Raw genomic sequence first — 17486 nt, forward strand, 5'->3', positions numbered from 1 at the left:
TTATTTGCGGAATAATCCTTGCTTGTTCCCACACGAACACTCGAACGCCACCCACCACCCCGGGCAGCGTTGCATGGCCGTGGCTACCCGCCGCGCCGGTTTTTACCAGGAGATACACGATGTCTACCCCTCCGGTTACCTTGATGGTGGCGCGCCGCGTTGCCGAGGGTCGCTACGAAGACCTGATCGCCTGGCTGCGCGAAGGCGAACAGCTGGCTACCGACTTTCCCGGCTACCTGGGTTCCGGCGTGCTGGCCCCGCCGCCCAACGACGACGAATTCCAGATCATCTTCCGCTTCGCCGACGAGAAAACCCTGCATGCCTGGGAGTTTTCTGCCTCGCGCAGCGCCTGGCTGGCCCGCGGCAACGGCCTGTTCCAGCAGCCCCACGAGCACCGGGTCAGCGGCATCGACGGCTGGTTCGGCCCGGCCCTGGCACAACGTCCACCGCGCTGGAAACAGGCCGTGGCCATCTGGCTGGCGTTCTTTCCGGTGTCGCTGGCCTTCAACCTGCTGTTCGGCCACTGGCTGGGCGAGCTCGGCCTGGTGCCACGGGTACTGCTGAGCACCCTGGCCCTGACCCCGCTGATGGTCTACCTGTTCATCCCGCTGTCGACCCACCTGCTGGCCAGCTGGCTGCACCCCAAGCCTGCCCCGCAGAGCGTTGCCGCGCCGCCCGTGGGCACCCGCTGACGCAGCGCCCCGGGGCGTGCAACGGCGGCGAGTTCGGGTATGCTGGGGCCTACCCAAGCGAATATCTGAAGTTGACCGCCCATTACATGAACAGCCCAATTCTTGTTACCGGGGCCAGCCAGCGAGTCGGGCTCGCGCTGGCCATCAAACTGGCGCAGGCCGGCCACACGGTCGTCAGCGCCAGCCGCAGCATCAGCGCGCAGGCGCCCCACCCGAACATCGTGCAGTTCCAGGCCGACCTGTGCCTGGAGCAGGACCGCCTGGCCCTGATCGACCACCTGCGCAGCCGCTATGACGGCCTGCGGGCGATCATCCACAACGCCTCGCTGTGGCTCGACGATGACCTGGCCAACCTGAACACCATGTTCAAGTTGCACGTGGAAGCGCCGTACCACCTGAACCTGGCACTGGGTGAGCAACTGCTCAAGCTGGACAAGTCGGACATCATCCACATCTGCGACGAAACCTCCTCGCGCGGCAGCAAGAGCCATATCGGCTATGCCGCCACCAAGGCGGCGTTGCAGAACATGGTGCTGTCGTTCGCCGAGAAGTACGCCCCCAGCGTGCGCGTCAACGCCATCCTGCCCGGCCTGCTGATCTTCAAGGAAGACGGCGACGAGCAGTACCGCCAGCAGGCGCTGAAGAAGGCCCTGCTTGAATTCGAACCCGGTGCCCAGCCGCTGATCGAGGCCGTGATGTTCCTGCTCGACAGCCAGTACAGCACCGGCAGCAACGTGGTCATCAACGGTGGCCGCCATTTGAAGAACCGCATCGCGGCCGGATGAGCCGCTGCACCGTGAAGGGAACCCCCATGGACCCGCAACAGCAACTCGAACTCGAAGCGGCGGCCTTCCGCCGCCTGGTAGCGCACCTGCGCGAGCGCACCGATGTGCAGAACATCGACCTGATGAACCTGTCCGGCTTCTGCCGCAACTGCCTGTCCAAGTGGTACAAGGCCGCCGCCGACGAGCGCCAGATCGACCTGAGCCTGGATGACGCCCGCGAAGTGGTCTACGGCATGCCCTACGCCGAGTGGAAAACCCAATACCAGAAAGAAGCCAGCGCCGAACAGCAAGCGGCGTTCGCCAAAGGAAAACCCCATGACTGACCTGAAGACCCTGCGCAGCCAACTCGACAGTGGCGAACATGTATTCGCCGACACGCTGGCGTTCATCGCCCAGGGCTACACCTACCAGCCACAGGCCTTCACCAATGGCGGTGTGGAAAACGCCGCCGGGCAGAACGAAGGGTCGTGCAAGACCCTGGGCCTGGCACTGCTCGAAGGCCTGAGCGACCAGCACGCGCTGCTGGCGTTCGGCGAGCACTACCGCTCGGTGCTGGCCACCCCCGAGGGCAGCGACCACGCCAATATCCGTGCGCTGATGCAGCACGGCCTGGCCGGCGTGACGTTCGCCGGCGCGCCGCTGCAACGCAAGGGCTGACGCCACACCGCTGCACAAGAACGGCCCACCTGGGCCGTTTTTTCATGCCTGGGGTTCGATCACCTGCCCGGGCACCTGCGCCGGCAGTTGCGCACTGCGCAGCCAGCCCAAGGCTATGGGCCACAGCTGCGCCTGAAAGCGGCTGTGAAAGAACGCGAAATGACCGACCCCCTTGGCATCGACCTGCTGCGCGGCGATGCGCAGGTGCGTGCACACGCTGGCGGTAAAGTAGCCCAGCAGGCGCTCGATGGCCGGCACCGTACCGAACGGGTCGTCGGTCAGGCTGATCGCCAGGATACTGGCCTGCACCTGGCCAAAGCCCAACGCCCCCAGCGCGCGACCGCTGGGCCGCTGTTCATAGGTAGCGGCGGGTGTCACCCAGTCGCGCACCACGCCGGCCGGGGTGTCTTCCATCCAGCCCAGGCGCTTGCCGGGAAAGTAGCCGAACACGCGGGTCAGCAGCGGCATTGCCAGGTGCCATTTGCACAGCAGCTGCCAGCGGCTGCCCGGGGCATAGTCACGCCAGTAGGCGAACTGCGCGCCCACCGTGACCACCCGCCGGATGCTCGCCGCCGACGCCGCCAGGCCCAGCGCGCAACCGCCGAAACTGTGCCCGACCACATCGATGGGCTGCCCAGGGAACTCGCGCCGGGCGCGCTGGAGCATCGCCTCGAAATCCAGCCGGCCCCAGTCCGACCAGCTGGCCTGAAAACCCCGCAAGGCGGCAGGGCGCGATTCGCCGATGCCGCGGTAGTCGTAGGTGATCACGTCGGCGCCATGGGCGAACAGGTAGTCGGCAAAACGCGAATAGAAACGGCAGCGCACCGAGGTGGCGGCGTTGATGATGACCACCGCCCGCGTGGGGTCCGCCGCGCCGTGGCGCCAGGTGAAGCCGCCCAGGCTGAAGCCGTCTGCCGCCTCTTCGCGAAACGGCTGGGCAACGCTGGGCGCCTGGGTGGTGAGGGGTTGATTCATCGGTGCCGGCTCCTTCAGGGCCCTTCGCAGCGCAGCATCGGCCAGCGGGTGGGCCAGCCCTTGTGGGTGATGCGCGAGGCGTAGACCGTCTGTTTCTGGCTAACGTAACGCGCGGTGCGGCGCAGTACCAGCCCGAACAGGTCATCCAGCCCCAGGGGCGCAGCGACTTATCATTGTGGGTTCGCCCACCGGCAGGTTGCGCGGGCGCTGGCCGCCGATCACCGGCGCGCCGGCCCGCGCCCGCCTCAGGCAAGCTCGGTGTAGCGCGCCGCCACCTCGGCCTGGCGGATGTCCGAGATCAGGGTGTGACGGGCCGCCTGGAAGGCCGTCCAGCGGGCGTCGTCATGCAACGGCGGGATGGTCACCCCCTCGCGGCGATCGAACCCCACCAGCGCCGCATCCACCAGGTGGTCCACCTCCATCACCTGCGTCAGGGTGTTGATGTCGATGCCCGAGCGCTCCCAGATCTCGGTACGCGTGGCCGCAGGCAGCACCGCCTGCACGTATACGCCGCTGGGCGAGAGCTCCAGGCTCAGCCCCTGCGACAGGAACTGCACGAACGCCTTGGTGGCGCCATACACCGTCATGCCCAGCTCCGGTGCCAGCCCTACCACCGAGCCGATATTGACGATGGCCCCCTCCCCGGCCTGCGCCAACCGTGGCGCGATGGCATGGGCCAGGCGCGCCAGCGCGAGGGTGTTGAGCGTGATGATGCGCGTGACGCTGTCGGCGCTCTGCTCGACGAAGGCCCCCGACTGCGCCGCCCCGGCGTTGTTGATGAGGACGCCGATGCGCGCATCTTCGCGCAGGCGGGTTTCGACCCTGGCAAGGTCTTGGGCCAGGGTGAGGTCGGCCTGCAACACCTCGACGGCCACGCCATGAGCCTGGGCCAGGCGGCTGGCCAGCCCGTCAAGGCGATGCCTGTCGCGGGCTACCAGCACCAGGTCATGGCCACGACGGGCAAAACGCTCGGCGTAGGTAGCGCCGATACCGGAAGAAGCACCAGTGATGAGAACAGTGGCAAGGGTAGTCATGGGGTTGCGCTCTGGATGGGTGGGTAACGAGCCGCTATGATGATGATCATAATCTTAACCGTCAACGGTTTTGATGACGGTTGACATCAATGTATAGTGGGCCCCTGACTGACGGCACACGCAGCGAGGAATCTGCACATGAGGGTCACCAAGGCACAGGCGCAAGCCAATCGCGCGCACATCGTCGAGACCGCGTCCGAACTGTTTCGCGAGCGCGGCTATGACGGGGTGGGCGTGGCAGACCTGATGGCGGCGGCAGGGTTTACCCACGGCGGCTTCTACAAGCACTTCGGCTCCAAGGCCGACCTGATGGCCGAGGCTGCTGCCTGCGGGCTGGCCAAGACCGCCAGCGCCGAAGAAGCGCTGGACGTGGCGCAATTTTTCCAGCGTTACCTGTCGCGCGAACACCGCGATGCACGCAGCACCGGCTGCACCATGGCCGCCCTGTGTGGCGACGCGGCGCGCCAGCCGGCCGCAATCAAGGCGACCTTTGCCGACGGCCTGGAGGGCCTGCTCAAGCGGGCTGAGCACGCAGGTGCCGAAAACGGCGGTCAAGACCCGCACACCGCACGCGCCAGGATGATCGAGCGCTTTGCCCAGGCGGTGGGCGCGATCATGCTGTCGCGGGCCTGCCCGGACGATGCGCCATTGGCCGACGAAATCATCGAGGTGTGCCGCAAGGCCATCGTTGCCCCGCTCGCCGACTGAGGTGCCCGCCCCGCAGCTGTCTTAAAACTGCAACCTTTTGGTCATAGTATGGAAGCTGTTCCCGCTGCAGCCCTGTTGCAGCGGGCCTTTGACAAGGACTCGAAACTCAATGCGCCGTGTCGTATTCAATCAGAAAGGGGGCGTGGGCAAGACCAGCATCGCCTGCAACCTTGCCGCCGTCAGCGCCGCCGAAGGGTATCGGACGCTGCTGGTGGACCTCGACCCCCAGGCCAACACCACCCACTACCTCACCGGCCTGCTCGGCGACGACATCCCGGCCGGCATCAGCGACTTCTTCAAGCAGACCCTCTCCAGCGCACCGGGCAGCAAGCGCGGGCGCGTGTGCATCACCCCCACCCGCTACGACAACCTCGACCTGGTGACCGCCAGCCCCGACCTGGCCGACCTGCAGCCCAAGCTGGAGAGCAAGTTCAAGATCAACAAGCTGCGCAAGCTGCTGGTTGAACTGTCCGAAGACTACGAGCGCATCTACATCGACACCCCGCCGTCGCTGAACTTCTACACCTTCAGCGCGCTGGTGGCCGCCGACCGCCTGCTGATTCCGTTCGATTGCGACAGCTTTTCGCGCCAGGCGCTGTACAGCGTGATCGAGCAGGTGGAAGAACTGCGCCAGGACCACAACGAGTCGCTGCAGGTGGAAGGCGTGGTGGCCAACCAGTTCGTCGCGCGCACCGCGCTGCACCAGAGCCTGGTGGACGAACTGCTGGCCGAGGGCCTGCCGGTGCTGCCGGTGTACCTGAGCAGCTCGGTGAAGATGCGCGAATCCCACGAGCTGTCGGTGCCGCTGGTGCACATGGCACCGCGGCACAAGCTGTCGCGCGAATTCGTCGACCTGCTGGGGGCGCTGGAGCGGGCTGCCTGAGGGCTGCCCGCCGGTTGCGCCCTGGCGTCAGATCGACGCCTGGCGCATGCGATCGGACAACGCCTGCGCCGTTTCCTTGCGCTCGGAATAGCGGTCCACCAGGTGCGCCTGGCTGTCGCGCAGCAGCAGCGTGAACTTGACCAGTTCTTCCATCACATCCACCACCCGGTCGTAATACGGCGAGGGCTTCATGCGGCCCTGCTCGTCGAACTCCATGTACGCCTTGGGCACGGACGACTGGTTGGGGATGGTGAACATGCGCATCCAGCGCCCCAGCACGCGCAGCTGATTGACCACGTTGAACGACTGCGAGCCGCCACACACCTGCATCACGGCCAGGGTCTTGCCCTGGGTGGGGCGAATGGCGCCGAGGGCCAGCGGCACCCAGTCGATCTGCGCCTTGAACACCGCCGACATCGCGCCGTGCCGTTCAGGCGAACACCACACCTGGCCTTCGGACCACAGCACCAGCTCGCGCAGTTCCTGAACCTTGGGGTGCTCCACCGGTACGTCGTCCGGCAGTGGCAGGCCGCTGGGGTCGAAGATGCGCGTCTGGGCGCCAAAATGCTGGAGCAGGCGCGCGGCCTCCTCGGTCAGCAACCGGCTGAAGGAACGCTCGCGGGTGGAGCCGTACAGCAACAGAATGCGCGGCTTTCGCTCGCCGGCCTGCAGGGCGGTAGGCAGGCCTTCGAACAGGCTCGGGTCGAGGTTGGGCAGGTCGTGGTGCATGGGGCCTCCGGGTCAGAGCGTGGCAATGCGGTCGAGTTCACGCTTGAGCGCGTGGGCATCGAGCTGGCTGAATGGCAGCGCGAAAAACGCCCGGCAGCGACGCTCGATACGCGCCAGCGCATGGTGAAAGTTCGCCTCCACCTCGTCGTCGGTGCCGGGTTGTTCGGAAGGGTCGGCCAGGCCCCAGTGGGCCTTGAGCGCCGGGCCGAAAAACACCGGGCACGCCTCGCCTGCGGCCTTGTCGCACACGGTGATGACGATATCCGGCGGGTTGGCCGCGAAGGCCTCGTTGCCCTTGCTGCTAAGGCCCGCGGTGCTGATGCCGGCCTGCTGCAGGGTCAGCAGGCTGCGCGGCAACACCTGCCCCCTGGGGAAGCTGCCGGCGCTCAGCGCCTCGAAGCCCGCCGGGGCGAGGTGATTGAACATCGCTTCGCAGAGGATGCTGCGACAGCTGTTGGCCGTGCACATGAACAGAACTCGCATGGTGGTGTACTCCCTTTGGCAGGCAGAATGGTCAAAGGCTCAGGCGCAGGGCCAGGGCCGAAAGCGTGATCAACAGCACCGGCACGGTCAGCAGCAGGCCGACCTTGAAGTAGTAGCCCCAGGTGATGCGCGTACCCTTGCGCGCCAGCACATGCAGCCAGAGCAATGTGGCCAGGCTGCCGATGGGGGTGATCTTGGGGCCCAGGTCGCAGCCGATGACATTGGCGTAGACCATCGCCTCGCGCACCACACCCTGGGCTTCGCTGGCGTGGATCGAAAGCGCGCCGATCAGCACGCTGGGCAGGTTGTTCATCACCGAGGACAGCACCGCGGCAAGCAGCCCGGTGCCCAGCGATGCGCCCCACACGCCGTAGGCGGCAAGACGGTCCAGCAACTGGGTGAGCAGGTCGGTAAGGCCGGCGTTTTTCAGGCCGTACACCACCAGGTACATGCCCAGCGAGAACACCACGATCTGCCAGGGCGCATCGCGCAGCACGCGCCGGGTGGAGATCACATGCCCGCGTGCAGCGACAATGAACAGCACCACTGCACAGGCCGCCGCTACGGCGCTGATCGGGATGCCCAGCGGCTCGAGCAGGAACAGGCCCACCAGCAGCGCCACCAGCACGCCCCCGCCCACGCGGAAGGTGGCGCGGTCGCGGATCGCCAGCACCGGCGCCTTCAGTGCCTGTACTTCGTACACCACCGGTATGTCGCGGCGAAAGTACAGAAACAGCACCAGCAAGGTGGCCGCCACACTCACCAGGTTCACCGGCACCATCACCGATGCGTATTCGCCAAAGCCCAGGCCGAAGTAATCGGCCGAGACGATGTTCACCAGGTTGGAGACCACCAGCGGCAGGCTGGCAGTGTCGGCAATGAAGCCTGCGGCCATGACGAACGCCAGGGTCGCAGCCGGGGAGAAACGCAGCGCCAGAAGCATCGACATGACGATAGGGGTAAGGATCAGCGCCGCGCCGTCGTTGGCGAACAGCGCCGACACCGCAGCGCCCAGCAGCACGATGAAGGCAAACAGCCGGCGCCCGTTGCCGCGCGCCCAGCGGGCCACGTGCAGGGCTGCCCATTCGAAGAAGCCGGCCTCGTCGAGCAGCAGGCTGATGACGATGATCGCAATGAAGGTGGCGGTGGCGTTCCACACAATCGCCCACACCGTGGGGATGTCGTGCAGCGACACCGCGCCCAGCGCCAGGGCCAGCAGTGCGCCGAGGCTGGCGCTCCAGCCGACGCCCAGGCCGCGGGGTTGCCAGATGACCAGGGTCAGGGTGAGCAGGAAAACAGCGATGGCAGTCAGCATCGGGGGGCTCCTGGCTCAGCAGCAGGCAGCAGCACGAACGGGGCGACCGTCCATGTTGTGCAAGCGTGTGGTGTTGTCCTTGAGCCAGTCGGCATTGGCGCGCAGCGTCACCTGCAGCAGGTCGTGCACCCAGCCGGGCAGTTGCGGGTTGAGACGGTAGTACACCCACTGCCCCTGGCGACGGTCGAGCAGCAGGCCGCTGGTACGCAGCTGCGCCAGGTGGCGGCTGATCTTGGGCTGGCTGTCGCCCAGGGCGCACATCAGCTCGCACACGCACAACTCGCCCTGCTCTGCGATCAACAGTGCAGCGCGAGCGCGGGTTTCGTCGGCCAGGCTCTTGAACAGCTCGGGTGGGGTAATCATTGTGGGCGGCCCTTACATATGGATAACCGAATATACGGATATCCATATGTTATCTGCAACCGGATTTTTCAGCGCCTGCCATCAACCACCCCAGCGCGTCACCCGCAGTTGGGGGCCGGTTTTTCGCGCAAGGCCGTGTGGTAGATCTGCGCCGAATCGAGCACGGGCTGGGTGGCACCATGGCGGGCGATCGACAGCATTGCCTGGCCGATGACCTCGGTGCTCAGCACCTTTTCGGGCAACAGCGCACGCGCCAGGCTCAGCAGCGGGCCGGTGAGCCGGTAGAACACGCGGTACGCGCGGGTTCTGGAGATGGCCCCATGCAACGGCTGAATCACCGCCGGGCGCAGGATGTGCACGCGCCTGAACGGCAGGCGCAGCAGGCTGTTCTCCGTCATGCCGCGCACCCGCGCCCACATCGTCGAGCTGGTTTCGCTGCTGTCGGCGCCCGCCCCGGAGACGTAGATGAAGGTGGCATGCGGGTTGAGCTCGCACACGCGCTGGGCCACCGCCAGGGTCAGGCGGTAGGTCATGTGGGTGTACTGCGCCTGGGTCATGCCCGCCGCCGAAACGCCCAGGCAGAAGAAACACGCATCCACATCGCGCAGGTCGTCGTCGAGCAGCGTGGACGGGTTATCGGCGAAGGCCGGCCTGACCACCTGCCGGAGCTTGGGGTGCTGGGCGTTCAGGCGTGAGCGCCCGATCAAGCGAACGGACTCCACATCCTGCGCCGCCAGGCATTCGCGCAGCACCCCGCTGCCGATCATGCCGGATGCACCAAAGATCACTATGTTCATAACGTAGGCTGGCCTCGCTCAGTCTGAAGGGTGCGCCGGCTTCATGCCGACGGCCATTGCGGCGGTGCCGTGCCGAAATCGGCCGCGAGGCTGACCGGCTTCCAGCGCTGCATCGCTTCGCTGCGGGCGGCCTCTTCCACCTCGACCACATACAAGGCGTCCGACCCCAACAGTAGACGCGACGGCAGCCCTTCACGAGCGGCCAGCGCCACGATCAGCTGTGCAATGCGCTCGGGGTCGCCCACTTCGTTGCCCACGTAGGACTCGATCAAGGCCTTGAACGCGGCCATCGACGCCATGTAGTCCGGGGCCAGCTCGGTGAGCGTGCTGCGGGCCTGGTGGCCCCAGTCGGTACGCATGCCGCCGGGCTCCAGGGTGCACACCTGGATGCCGAACGGCGCGACCTCCTTGCCGACCACGTCGCTGAACCCGCCCACGGCCCATTTGGCCGCCTGATAGGCCGACAGGCCCGGGCTTGCGATGCGACCGCCGGCCGATGACACCTGAAAGATATGGCCGCGGCCCTGGGCGCGCATCACCGGAATGGCCGCACGGGTGAGGTTGACCACGCCGAACAAATTGGTCTCGACCTCGGCTCGAAAATCATCGGTGGGGATGTGCTCGAACGGCTGGATATGGCCGAAGCCCGCGTTGTTGACCAGCACATCCAGCCGGCCAAAACGGCGCACGGCCTCGGCCACGGCGTGCCTGGCCTGCTGTTCGTCGGTCACGTCCAGTTCGAACGTGGCCAGGTTGGCGCCATACTGCGCCTGCAGCTCGACGAAGCGTGTGATGTCGCGTGCAGTGGCCAGCACCTTGGCGCCGCTGTGCAGCGCCGCCTCCAGAATGGCGCGCCCCAGGCCTCGGGACGCACCGGTAATCAACCAGACTTCAGACATGATCATTCAACCTTTTCAACGCGCCGACCGCAGCGCATGGGCAACATAAAAGAGGGGACTGCTCACTCGGGCCGAAAGCCGGCCTTGCCTTCCAGCATCACCGACTCGGCAAGCGCCTTCTGTGCCTGAATGTCCGCCAGGCTGCGTGCATAGCCGGCCTCCAGCGCCGCATAGGCATCCCCGCCGAGCACGGTGCGCAGCGGCGGCTTGTGCAGCTGGCTGAGGGTGTAGATGGCGTCGGCCATTTTCAGCGGGTCGCCCGAGGCGGTGTCTTCGCCATGCTGTTCGATCCACCCGCGCAGGTTGCCGACCGCACTACCCTTGTAGGCGTCGAGCTGCTCGGTCCAGCGGATGTTGGCCACGAAGCCGGTCTTGATCGAACCTGGCTCGATGATCAGGGTGTTGATGCCGAACTCGGCCAGCTCTTGCGCCACCGCTTCGGCGAAGCCTTCCAGACCGTACTTGGCCGCGTGATACAGCGAGCCGCCCGGGTAGGCGGTACGGCCGCCGACACTGCTGACATGGATGAAGGTACCGCGCTGCTGTGCGCGCATCGCCGCCATGAAGGCGCGGGTGACCTGTATCGGCGCCATCAGGTTGAGCGCGATCTGCTGCTCGACTTCGGCGTCGGTCATCTCTTCCATCGCACCGATCACCGCCCCGCCCGCGTTGTTGACCACCACCTCCACATCGGGATGGCGGGCAGCAACGGCACGTACCTGTTCGCGGTCGGTCACGTCGAGCGCTTCCACATGAAGGCGCTTTGGATACGCCTGTTGCAACGCCTGCATCGCCTCCACACGACGCACTGCGGCGACCACGGCATGCCCCTGGGCCAGCGCCTTCTCGGTAAGGGCCAGGCCCAGGCCACCCGAAGCACCGGTAATGAACCACTTTTGAACAGCCATGAAGATACTCCTGTTACAAATTGTGAGTGATTAATCACTCAGTTAAAAGGCAAGGCTTTTACGCCGTAATGGCGCGCCACAGCATATGGAAGCCCAGCTGGCGGTGGCCTTCGGCCTCCTCCGGGGACTTCTCGATGTGTTCGATGGTGGTGGTGGCGATACTCTCGATCACGGAAGAAATGAAGCTGATCGGGGCATCGATCAGCACGCCGTCCTCTACCCCGCCCTCCATCGTCCTGGACACGGCCTGGAACGGCTGTGCGCCCAGTGCGCGGGTGTCTGCGGTCACCTGCCCCGACGCCGACAGCCGTGCCAGCACCACGCGCTCCAGGGCATTGTTCAGGCCCCAGCTGACATAGCGATTGAAGATGTACTCCATGCGCTGGCGGTAGTCGGCCTGGGCCGGGAAGTCCGACATCATGGCCGTCACCAGGCTTTGCTTGAGGTGCAGGTAGAGCTCCTGGAACAGCACCTCCTTGCTGCTGAAGTAGGTGAACAAGGTGCCGTCGGCAACCCCGGCGCGCCGCGCAATGCTCGACGTGCTGGCCATCACGCCCAGCTCGGCGACTGCCTGCATCGCAGACAACAGCAAGGCTTCACGTTTTTCGGGGCTGAGGGGACGTGCCATGGAGGGAGGTTCGCTTAAGAAGACTGAGTAATCAGTCAACTATATTCCTGACCCTTGGCCGAATGCAAGGGGCGGATGGCGCGACGGTGCCGAACGGCAAGCCCCCCGGCATGGCACCGGGGGGTTGATAGCCGTTATCCGGCGCTACTCGAACAGGTTGACGATGGCGTCGGACAACGTACTCCGCTGCCGGGACCACGAGCTTGTGAAGTGATAGATATCATTGGCCTGGACGTAGTGCTTCACGAACTGGAAGTGATAGTCGGCGGCAATCTGGAACAGGTACAGATCGCTCTGGATATTCACGTAGTTGGTGCCGAAGCGATGGATCTCGGTACTGATCTGGACCATGCCCTCCAGAACCGCATGGGTGTCAGGCTCCAGGTCCACATTGATTTCCGAAGTTGGCTTTTCGGTAAGAATGCGCTTCCAGGCGAGCTCCGAACTCTTTCTTCCCGAGGTGCCCTTGGTAAGGTCGCAGGGGGCCTCGATGGCCTGGCGGGCTTTGCTCATTTCGTCTTTGATGCGGTCATCCAACTGCAACTTCCTGCCTGTTTTTACCTGGCAAAACAAACTGGTCAACTCGAGCCAGGCGGATTCATATTCCTTGGGGTTATCGCGCTCGACCATCTGCTTGGGGTTGGACCAGCAAGGCTTGTACCTGAACTTGGCGAAACTGTAGTCGGGGAAGTGCCCGAGCCAGCCGTGGCCCAGATAACTGGTACCGCTGGGGGCCGCTTCGAAGTTGGGGTTCGCGAACGGCACGCCCTTGGTGTCGGATGACTTCAGGACTTTCCTGTTCCAGTTTTTCGACGAGCCGTCCATGTAGTAGATGGCCTGTGGGCCGTAGCCCATCTTGGACCATTCCCAGGAGTCCGGGTCGTAGTCCGCATCCCAGTAGGTGTTCATCACGTTGTCGAGGCCGCAGTGGTCCTGGTGGGCCCAGGTGTCGGCGATCACATGCGCCCTGACCCCCAGCAGGATCAGCCTGAACCTGCGCAGCACGTCTGCACGATTGTCCTTCAGCACCTCTGCCCCGCCGATGGCCAGGCTGATGATCTTCTCCAACCGGTCGTCATCGGTGGCGCAGAGCACGGCATCTTGAACAAGCCTGCGCGAGAGTGCGCTTTGCGGCCGGTTGAGCATCTTGCCGTATTGCAGATCCTTCACCTTGCTGGCGTTGTATTTTCTCAGTATCTGCTCGCCGCCGAAGGTGTCGCGCTTGATGAACTTGGGCAGGTAGTTGGCCACTTCAGCGCCATGGGTTTCTTCTCGGCTGGGCGTGCCGGCCGGGTCGTTGTAGTTGCCGGGGATGAAGTGGTACGAGCACCACAGGCCATCTTCAGGCTCCCCCATCGTGCCCAGCAGCCCGCCCTGGTAGGTGTAGCGAGGGTTGTCCATCTTGGCGACGACGTTGTACTTGGCAGATTTTTGGGTGTCGCTGACCAGGCTCCAGTAAGAGGCATAGGTGCTCTCGCTGAAGAAGTCGATGAAGTTGGCTGCCTTGGCAATAAGGGTTGCATCGTCCTTGTTGAAGCCGCCGCACAGTGCTGAGTGGTAAGTACCGTAGAAGTGAAAATCCTGATCCATGCCGCTTTCCCCTAAACAGTTTTTGTTTAACAAAAAAAGACCGCAAGGGTTTATAGGCACAGCTTTAAATAGTGTCAAATGGCCATTAGTCAATGATAATTGTTATTTTTATTTCGTGTATTAACGTTGGGAAACTGCGGTTTGATGGGCATGGCGATATAGAGCGGTTCTATTTAAATTCATGGCCAATGGAGCCAGTCTGCGCTCAGTAATCAGTCGTCAGGCTTGAGCAACTTTCCACACTGCTCACTGGCCAACTGGCTGATGATCCGGATGGCCTGATGAATACCCGCCGTGTTGCGAAAGCTCAGCTGCGGGTTGTGCTCGCACTCCAGCACCTCGTCATGCTGGACGAGCGCTTCACCGAGTAGTTCGAGGGTCCAGGCGTAGCGTTGGATGGTGGACAAGCGTTCTTGGTTGGTCATGGGGATACCTGCGCTAGGACCTGTATCAGGGTTGCTGAGGTTCTTGTCGCGGAGATCGTCCCGTTATTGCGCTCGAAAGGCCACGGTATTTAGGACCCATTTCGTGACGTTGGACGATGGGCAGGCGATCATAGGGATGCCCGCCCTGTAGCCGGTAGGGGACTGACGTTGAGGTGGAGTGGAAGTCTTGCAAGGAACACGCCGTCGTCATACTGTGGCCGAGAGAGAATGCGGAAGTCCTGCTCAGAATGCGAATAGGCATGCATGACGCCCAAGTTTTAGCTTGGAGAGTGTCTAGGAAACCAGGGGCGATTCAGCAGTCGATAACGGACATCGTGTGGCCCTCAATGTGATGGTGCTCAACGTGACGAGCTGAGCGCCGGATTATCTGATAACTTTCCAGTAGCCGGGTAGTTGGCCCTGGGACGACTGGCCACCTTGGCCTGCTTGACGTAGGGGTGGGGTTTCACCACTCAGTGAACAATCCTATTCAGACGCATGCGCTAATATAACCCCGCACATCCAAACCAATTCGGAGCTCGACAATATGGAAATCCCCTCCCCCTTCGATGGTCTTCACCTTGATCGAGAGCTCATTTGCGAGTTCTTTGCTGTTTTCTCAAGGTTTGAATTCGCGCTAAAGGAATCTAACTTTGTGCGAGAAGGTAAAAATTTAGTCGAGCCCGCATGGCGGAGGTATGGTGAAGATGTGGCCAAGGTGCTAATCGTTGAGCGAGGCTCGTCCGTAGACGAGGCCATCACATATTTGTGCACTGAGCCACCTCTGTTTCAAGTCGGCGCCCAACGATGGGAGCACCGCCCTCTGCATGGCAATAGTAAAGTTGAACAGGCGTTAGATGCTGCTAAGCAAGTGCGAAATAATCTGTTCCACGGTGGTAAACACACGCCGCACTCACCACCTGGGCGAGACAACAAATTGGTGGAATCATCTCTGGTCGTTCTTTACGCATGCCTTGCGGCCGATGAAAAAACGCGGGATGTGTATATCCAAAACCGATTCTGAGGTCGGGTCACCTTGGTCGCCCCCTCCTCAGATTTTGTCAGGTTCGGGACTGCCCGGTTATCCCTTGACGAACATGCGCGGAAATTTTTGACGGCCGCCGCTCCCGCAGAGCCACCCTGTTTGGCTACAGCCCTTGTGCAGCAAGGCTTACAGCCGATTATGCTTAAGCTCGAGCGGCCCAATCCGTCAAGCGTGGTCAAGAATTTCCGTCAAGGACTGTCAAGGGCGGGTCTAGGGTGCGAACCATTCTGGACAGCAATTCGGCCAAGACCCAACGGCACCGGTGCGCAGCTCATTGCCGACGCGCTCCCTGGCCCAGCTGGCCATCACCAGGCCCCTGAATCCGTCCAGAGCCTGTCCAGAATTCATCCCTCGGCATAAAACAGGATTGCCCGCACCAGCCCGTCACGTATAGGGGCAGGCCAAGCCCGGATAGTGATCCAGCGAATGGGGCCATCGACCACCGTCTATTGCGGTCTAGTGCTGGTCTAGTTTCAAGGAGTTTTTTGACGAGGTTGTGTCCGGAGCATACCCTCGTTAGGTCGCCAGCCCAGACGTCACAAGCCATCGCGACAATTGCGCTCCTGTCGATCCGTCAAATTCCGTCAAGCGCCTGTCAAGAATCCGACTAAGGCCTGTCAGGGGTATGAGACGGCTAGGGCCTCGACTTTGACGGCCTCCCTCTTAGGCCGGGCCTCAAACGCCCAGCCGGCGGCAATTCCGTCTCATGCCTGTCTCACATTCCGTAAAGGCGGGGTAAAGGTACAGGCAAGGCAAGGCAACGCAATCCATCATTGCTCATCAATAGGCTTGGTATCTATGACGGTAACGTTTGTAGATATCCGGAGTAGCCTTTGAACTTCAGATGCCGAATAACCCTTTGCGTGGAACGCCTCACCCGCCTCTGTATAAATGATTACTTCTCGGCTTTTTCTCGCCTCAATCCACGCAACCACAACCTTCGCGATTGCATTCCAAGGCATCGCGTCAGACAAAGCAGTAATAGCTTCGACAAGCCCCGAATTCTGAGGAGCACTTGAATACATCCGGACGGGGCCATGAGGAATACCTGCCTCATCCAATGCGACCAAAAATGATTTCGCGCTGTGTTTGAAGAGCGTTAAGTGAACCAATGCACATTCCTGAGTACTCATCCTATTCTCGCTGGCTGATTTGAAGAGACTGCCGAATGTCGGCGGCAATTGCGGACGTGAATATTACTCGATGCCTTCTAGCTCAAGGCTAAAACCGTGAAAACCTCAGTGGAAACCACCGCCTGGCAACCTCAACATTTCTCAACAGGCAGCTAGCCCAGCTTCGTGCCGGCACTGCGAATTGAATGGAGTGTAGTGGTCAACTAATCCCGGACACTGCGTTAAGTTTTTCCTCAGCAACAGCGGGCGCCAGCCCGCTGTTGAACTGATGCGGTCGCTGCCAGTTGTAGCGTTGCATCCAAAAGCGGCCGATATCCTGCTGTGCCAGCCAAGCGCTCATTTAGCCCGTGGTCGCTACCCATTCTGTTTTCAGGCTGCGAAACAACCGCTCCATTCGGGCATTATCGTGACAGTTTCCTCGTCGGCTCATGCTCTGCTTGAAGCGATAACGCCACAGACGCTGACGGAAGCTACGACTGCCATATTGACTGCCTTGTTCCGAATGAAATAGTACGTTCTGAGGGCGGCCGCGCTTTTCATAGGCCATGTCCAAAGCCTTGGTCACTAGGTCAGCATCGGGCTTCGATGAAAACGCCCAGCCCACCACGCGACGGGCGAATAGATCGATGGCGGTAGTCAAATAGTGCCAGCGACCTTGCGCCCAGACATACGTGATATCTCCGCACCAGACTTCATTCGGCGCCGCCACCGTGAACGCTCGATCCAGCACGTTCTGGATGTCTGGCCGCTCCACCGTCGCCTTTTTGTAGGTGTGTGAGCCGGGCTGTTTGCTAATCAGCTTCATCTCTTTCATCAGCCTGCGAACCTTGAATCGCCCAATCGCCATCCCGTCCTCGCGCATCATGAGCATGATGCTTCGGCTGCCCGCTGCGCTGCGGCTTTGGGTAAACAGCTCGTTGACGCGGCAGCGCAACACCAGCCGCTTACCGTCCGGAGATCGACGCTTGCGACAGTATGCGTAATAGCAGGACCGGGGCACTTCAAATACCGAGCACAACAGATCAAAAGGCTCTTGAGCGCGGAGCAGATCAATTAACGCGAAGGCTCGTGTTCCTCGGCCATCAAGAGCGCGGTGCCTTTTTTAAGATCGATTTCTCCCGCTCAAGCCGATTGATCCGGGCTTCTAACTCTTGGATTTTTTGCTGTTCGGGCGTCAGCGCTTTACTGGTTGGGGTCACACCGTTTCGCTCTTCCTGGAGCTGGTTTACCCATCGACGCAGGGCCGACTCCACCAAGCCGAGCGAACGGGCTGCTTCGATGTGGCTGTAGCCTTGGTCGAGCACCAGGCTGGCAGCTTCGCGTTTGAACTCGGGCGTAAAGGTACGACGTTGCTTGGTCATCAGACACCTCTCTATGGCGAGCATTCTCGCCTAAATGGGTGCCCGGAATCATTAGACCACTACAGTCCGACCCGTA

General features: G+C 62.5%; 21 protein-coding genes and 1 pseudogene. 7 read left to right on the forward strand and 15 right to left on the reverse strand.

Annotated features, from left to right (window positions below; translation table 11 throughout):
• Positions 1 to 119: 119 nt before the first annotated feature.
• From N0B28_RS21945 to N0B28_RS21960, 4 genes are all read left to right on the forward strand, one after another.
• Positions 120 to 692 carry an antibiotic biosynthesis monooxygenase gene (locus N0B28_RS21945; protein WP_043860429.1) on the forward strand — a complete coding sequence of 191 codons (573 nt, stop codon included), beginning with the start codon at positions 120 to 122 and terminating at the stop codon, positions 690 to 692.
• An 86-nt stretch (positions 693 to 778) separates the two neighbouring features.
• A complete protein-coding gene (gene folM / locus N0B28_RS21950; RefSeq protein ID WP_054914885.1) occupies positions 779 to 1477 on the forward strand; it encodes a dihydromonapterin reductase in 699 nt (232 codons plus the stop codon).
• 26 nt (positions 1478 to 1503) lie between these two features.
• The gene (locus N0B28_RS21955) at positions 1504 to 1800 is read left to right on the forward strand and encodes a DUF1244 domain-containing protein (protein WP_043860431.1); all 297 of its coding nucleotides are present in this window, start codon (positions 1504 to 1506) and stop codon (positions 1798 to 1800) included.
• Complete coding sequence (locus tag N0B28_RS21960) at positions 1793 to 2134, forward strand: HopJ type III effector protein (protein ID WP_275728732.1); 342 nt, start codon at positions 1793 to 1795, stop codon at positions 2132 to 2134. The genes N0B28_RS21955 and N0B28_RS21960 overlap by 8 nt, the downstream gene beginning before the upstream one ends.
• A 42-nt stretch (positions 2135 to 2176) precedes the next feature.
• On the opposite strand, the gene N0B28_RS21965 is transcribed toward N0B28_RS21960, so the two are convergent.
• From N0B28_RS21965 to N0B28_RS21975, 3 genes are all read right to left on the reverse strand, one after another.
• Positions 2177 to 3109 (reverse strand): alpha/beta fold hydrolase, encoded by a 933-nt coding sequence (locus N0B28_RS21965; RefSeq protein WP_275728736.1) that lies wholly within the window; start codon positions 3107 to 3109, stop codon positions 2177 to 2179.
• 14 nt (positions 3110 to 3123) lie between these two features.
• Positions 3124 to 3264: a nucleotidyltransferase family protein gene (locus tag N0B28_RS21970; protein ID WP_116055232.1), complete on the reverse strand. Its 141-nt coding sequence runs from the start codon at positions 3262 to 3264 to the stop codon at positions 3124 to 3126.
• 90 nt (positions 3265 to 3354) lie between these two features.
• Entirely contained in the window at positions 3355 to 4143 is a 789-nt protein-coding gene (locus tag N0B28_RS21975; RefSeq protein ID WP_275728738.1) for an SDR family oxidoreductase, read from the reverse strand.
• Between the two features lie 138 nt (positions 4144 to 4281).
• Between N0B28_RS21975 and N0B28_RS21980 the strand changes: the two genes are divergently transcribed.
• Positions 4282 to 4851: a TetR family transcriptional regulator gene (locus tag N0B28_RS21980; protein ID WP_275728740.1), complete on the forward strand. Its 570-nt coding sequence runs from the start codon at positions 4282 to 4284 to the stop codon at positions 4849 to 4851.
• Between the two features lie 109 nt (positions 4852 to 4960).
• A complete protein-coding gene (locus N0B28_RS21985) occupies positions 4961 to 5734 on the forward strand; it encodes a ParA family protein (RefSeq protein ID WP_054914890.1) in 774 nt (257 codons plus the stop codon).
• A 27-nt stretch (positions 5735 to 5761) separates the two neighbouring features.
• Here N0B28_RS21985 and arsH read toward each other — a convergent pair whose 3' ends face one another.
• From arsH to N0B28_RS22035, 10 genes are all read right to left on the reverse strand, one after another.
• Positions 5762 to 6463: an arsenical resistance protein ArsH gene (gene arsH / locus N0B28_RS21990; protein ID WP_043860437.1), complete on the reverse strand. Its 702-nt coding sequence runs from the start codon at positions 6461 to 6463 to the stop codon at positions 5762 to 5764.
• 12 nt (positions 6464 to 6475) lie between these two features.
• The gene (locus N0B28_RS21995) at positions 6476 to 6946 is read right to left on the reverse strand and encodes an arsenate reductase ArsC (protein ID WP_043860438.1); all 471 of its coding nucleotides are present in this window, start codon (positions 6944 to 6946) and stop codon (positions 6476 to 6478) included.
• A 31-nt stretch (positions 6947 to 6977) separates the two neighbouring features.
• Positions 6978 to 8261 carry an arsenic transporter gene (locus N0B28_RS22000; protein ID WP_275728744.1) on the reverse strand — a complete coding sequence of 428 codons (1284 nt, stop codon included), beginning with the start codon at positions 8259 to 8261 and terminating at the stop codon, positions 6978 to 6980.
• Positions 8262 to 8276: 15 nt separating this feature from the next.
• Complete coding sequence (locus N0B28_RS22005; protein ID WP_043860440.1) at positions 8277 to 8624, reverse strand: metalloregulator ArsR/SmtB family transcription factor; 348 nt, start codon at positions 8622 to 8624, stop codon at positions 8277 to 8279.
• A gap of 98 nt (positions 8625 to 8722) precedes the next feature.
• Complete coding sequence (locus N0B28_RS22010) at positions 8723 to 9421, reverse strand: epimerase (RefSeq protein WP_275728748.1); 699 nt, start codon at positions 9419 to 9421, stop codon at positions 8723 to 8725.
• A 41-nt stretch (positions 9422 to 9462) separates the two neighbouring features.
• Entirely contained in the window at positions 9463 to 10320 is an 858-nt protein-coding gene (locus N0B28_RS22015) for an SDR family NAD(P)-dependent oxidoreductase (protein WP_043860446.1), read from the reverse strand.
• 62 nt (positions 10321 to 10382) lie between these two features.
• A complete protein-coding gene (locus N0B28_RS22020) occupies positions 10383 to 11228 on the reverse strand; it encodes an SDR family NAD(P)-dependent oxidoreductase (RefSeq protein WP_275728752.1) in 846 nt (281 codons plus the stop codon).
• A gap of 58 nt (positions 11229 to 11286) precedes the next feature.
• Positions 11287 to 11856 (reverse strand): TetR/AcrR family transcriptional regulator, encoded by a 570-nt coding sequence (locus N0B28_RS22025; RefSeq protein WP_275728755.1) that lies wholly within the window; start codon positions 11854 to 11856, stop codon positions 11287 to 11289.
• A gap of 144 nt (positions 11857 to 12000) precedes the next feature.
• Positions 12001 to 13446, reverse strand: coding sequence for a DUF6765 family protein (locus tag N0B28_RS22030; RefSeq protein ID WP_054914895.1), 1446 nt, complete (start codon positions 13444 to 13446; stop codon positions 12001 to 12003).
• A gap of 212 nt (positions 13447 to 13658) precedes the next feature.
• Positions 13659 to 13871: a hypothetical protein gene (locus tag N0B28_RS22035; protein WP_275728757.1), complete on the reverse strand. Its 213-nt coding sequence runs from the start codon at positions 13869 to 13871 to the stop codon at positions 13659 to 13661.
• A gap of 547 nt (positions 13872 to 14418) precedes the next feature.
• Here N0B28_RS22035 and N0B28_RS22040 point away from each other — a divergent pair.
• Positions 14419 to 14895, forward strand: a complete 477-nt coding sequence (locus N0B28_RS22040; RefSeq protein WP_275728759.1) for a hypothetical protein — start codon at positions 14419 to 14421, stop codon at positions 14893 to 14895.
• Between the two features lie 791 nt (positions 14896 to 15686).
• Here the strand turns inward: N0B28_RS22040 and N0B28_RS22045 are convergent.
• Positions 15687 to 16049 carry a hypothetical protein gene (locus tag N0B28_RS22045; protein ID WP_275728761.1) on the reverse strand — a complete coding sequence of 121 codons (363 nt, stop codon included), beginning with the start codon at positions 16047 to 16049 and terminating at the stop codon, positions 15687 to 15689.
• Positions 16050 to 16248: 199 nt separating this feature from the next.
• A pseudogene (locus tag N0B28_RS22050) lies at positions 16249 to 17410 on the reverse strand (IS3 family transposase).
• Positions 17411 to 17486 lie beyond the last annotated feature (76 nt).

The organism is Pseudomonas sp. SD17-1, from assembly GCF_029201585.1.
In the GTDB taxonomy this organism is placed as follows: domain Bacteria; phylum Pseudomonadota; class Gammaproteobacteria; order Pseudomonadales; family Pseudomonadaceae; genus Aquipseudomonas; species Aquipseudomonas palmensis.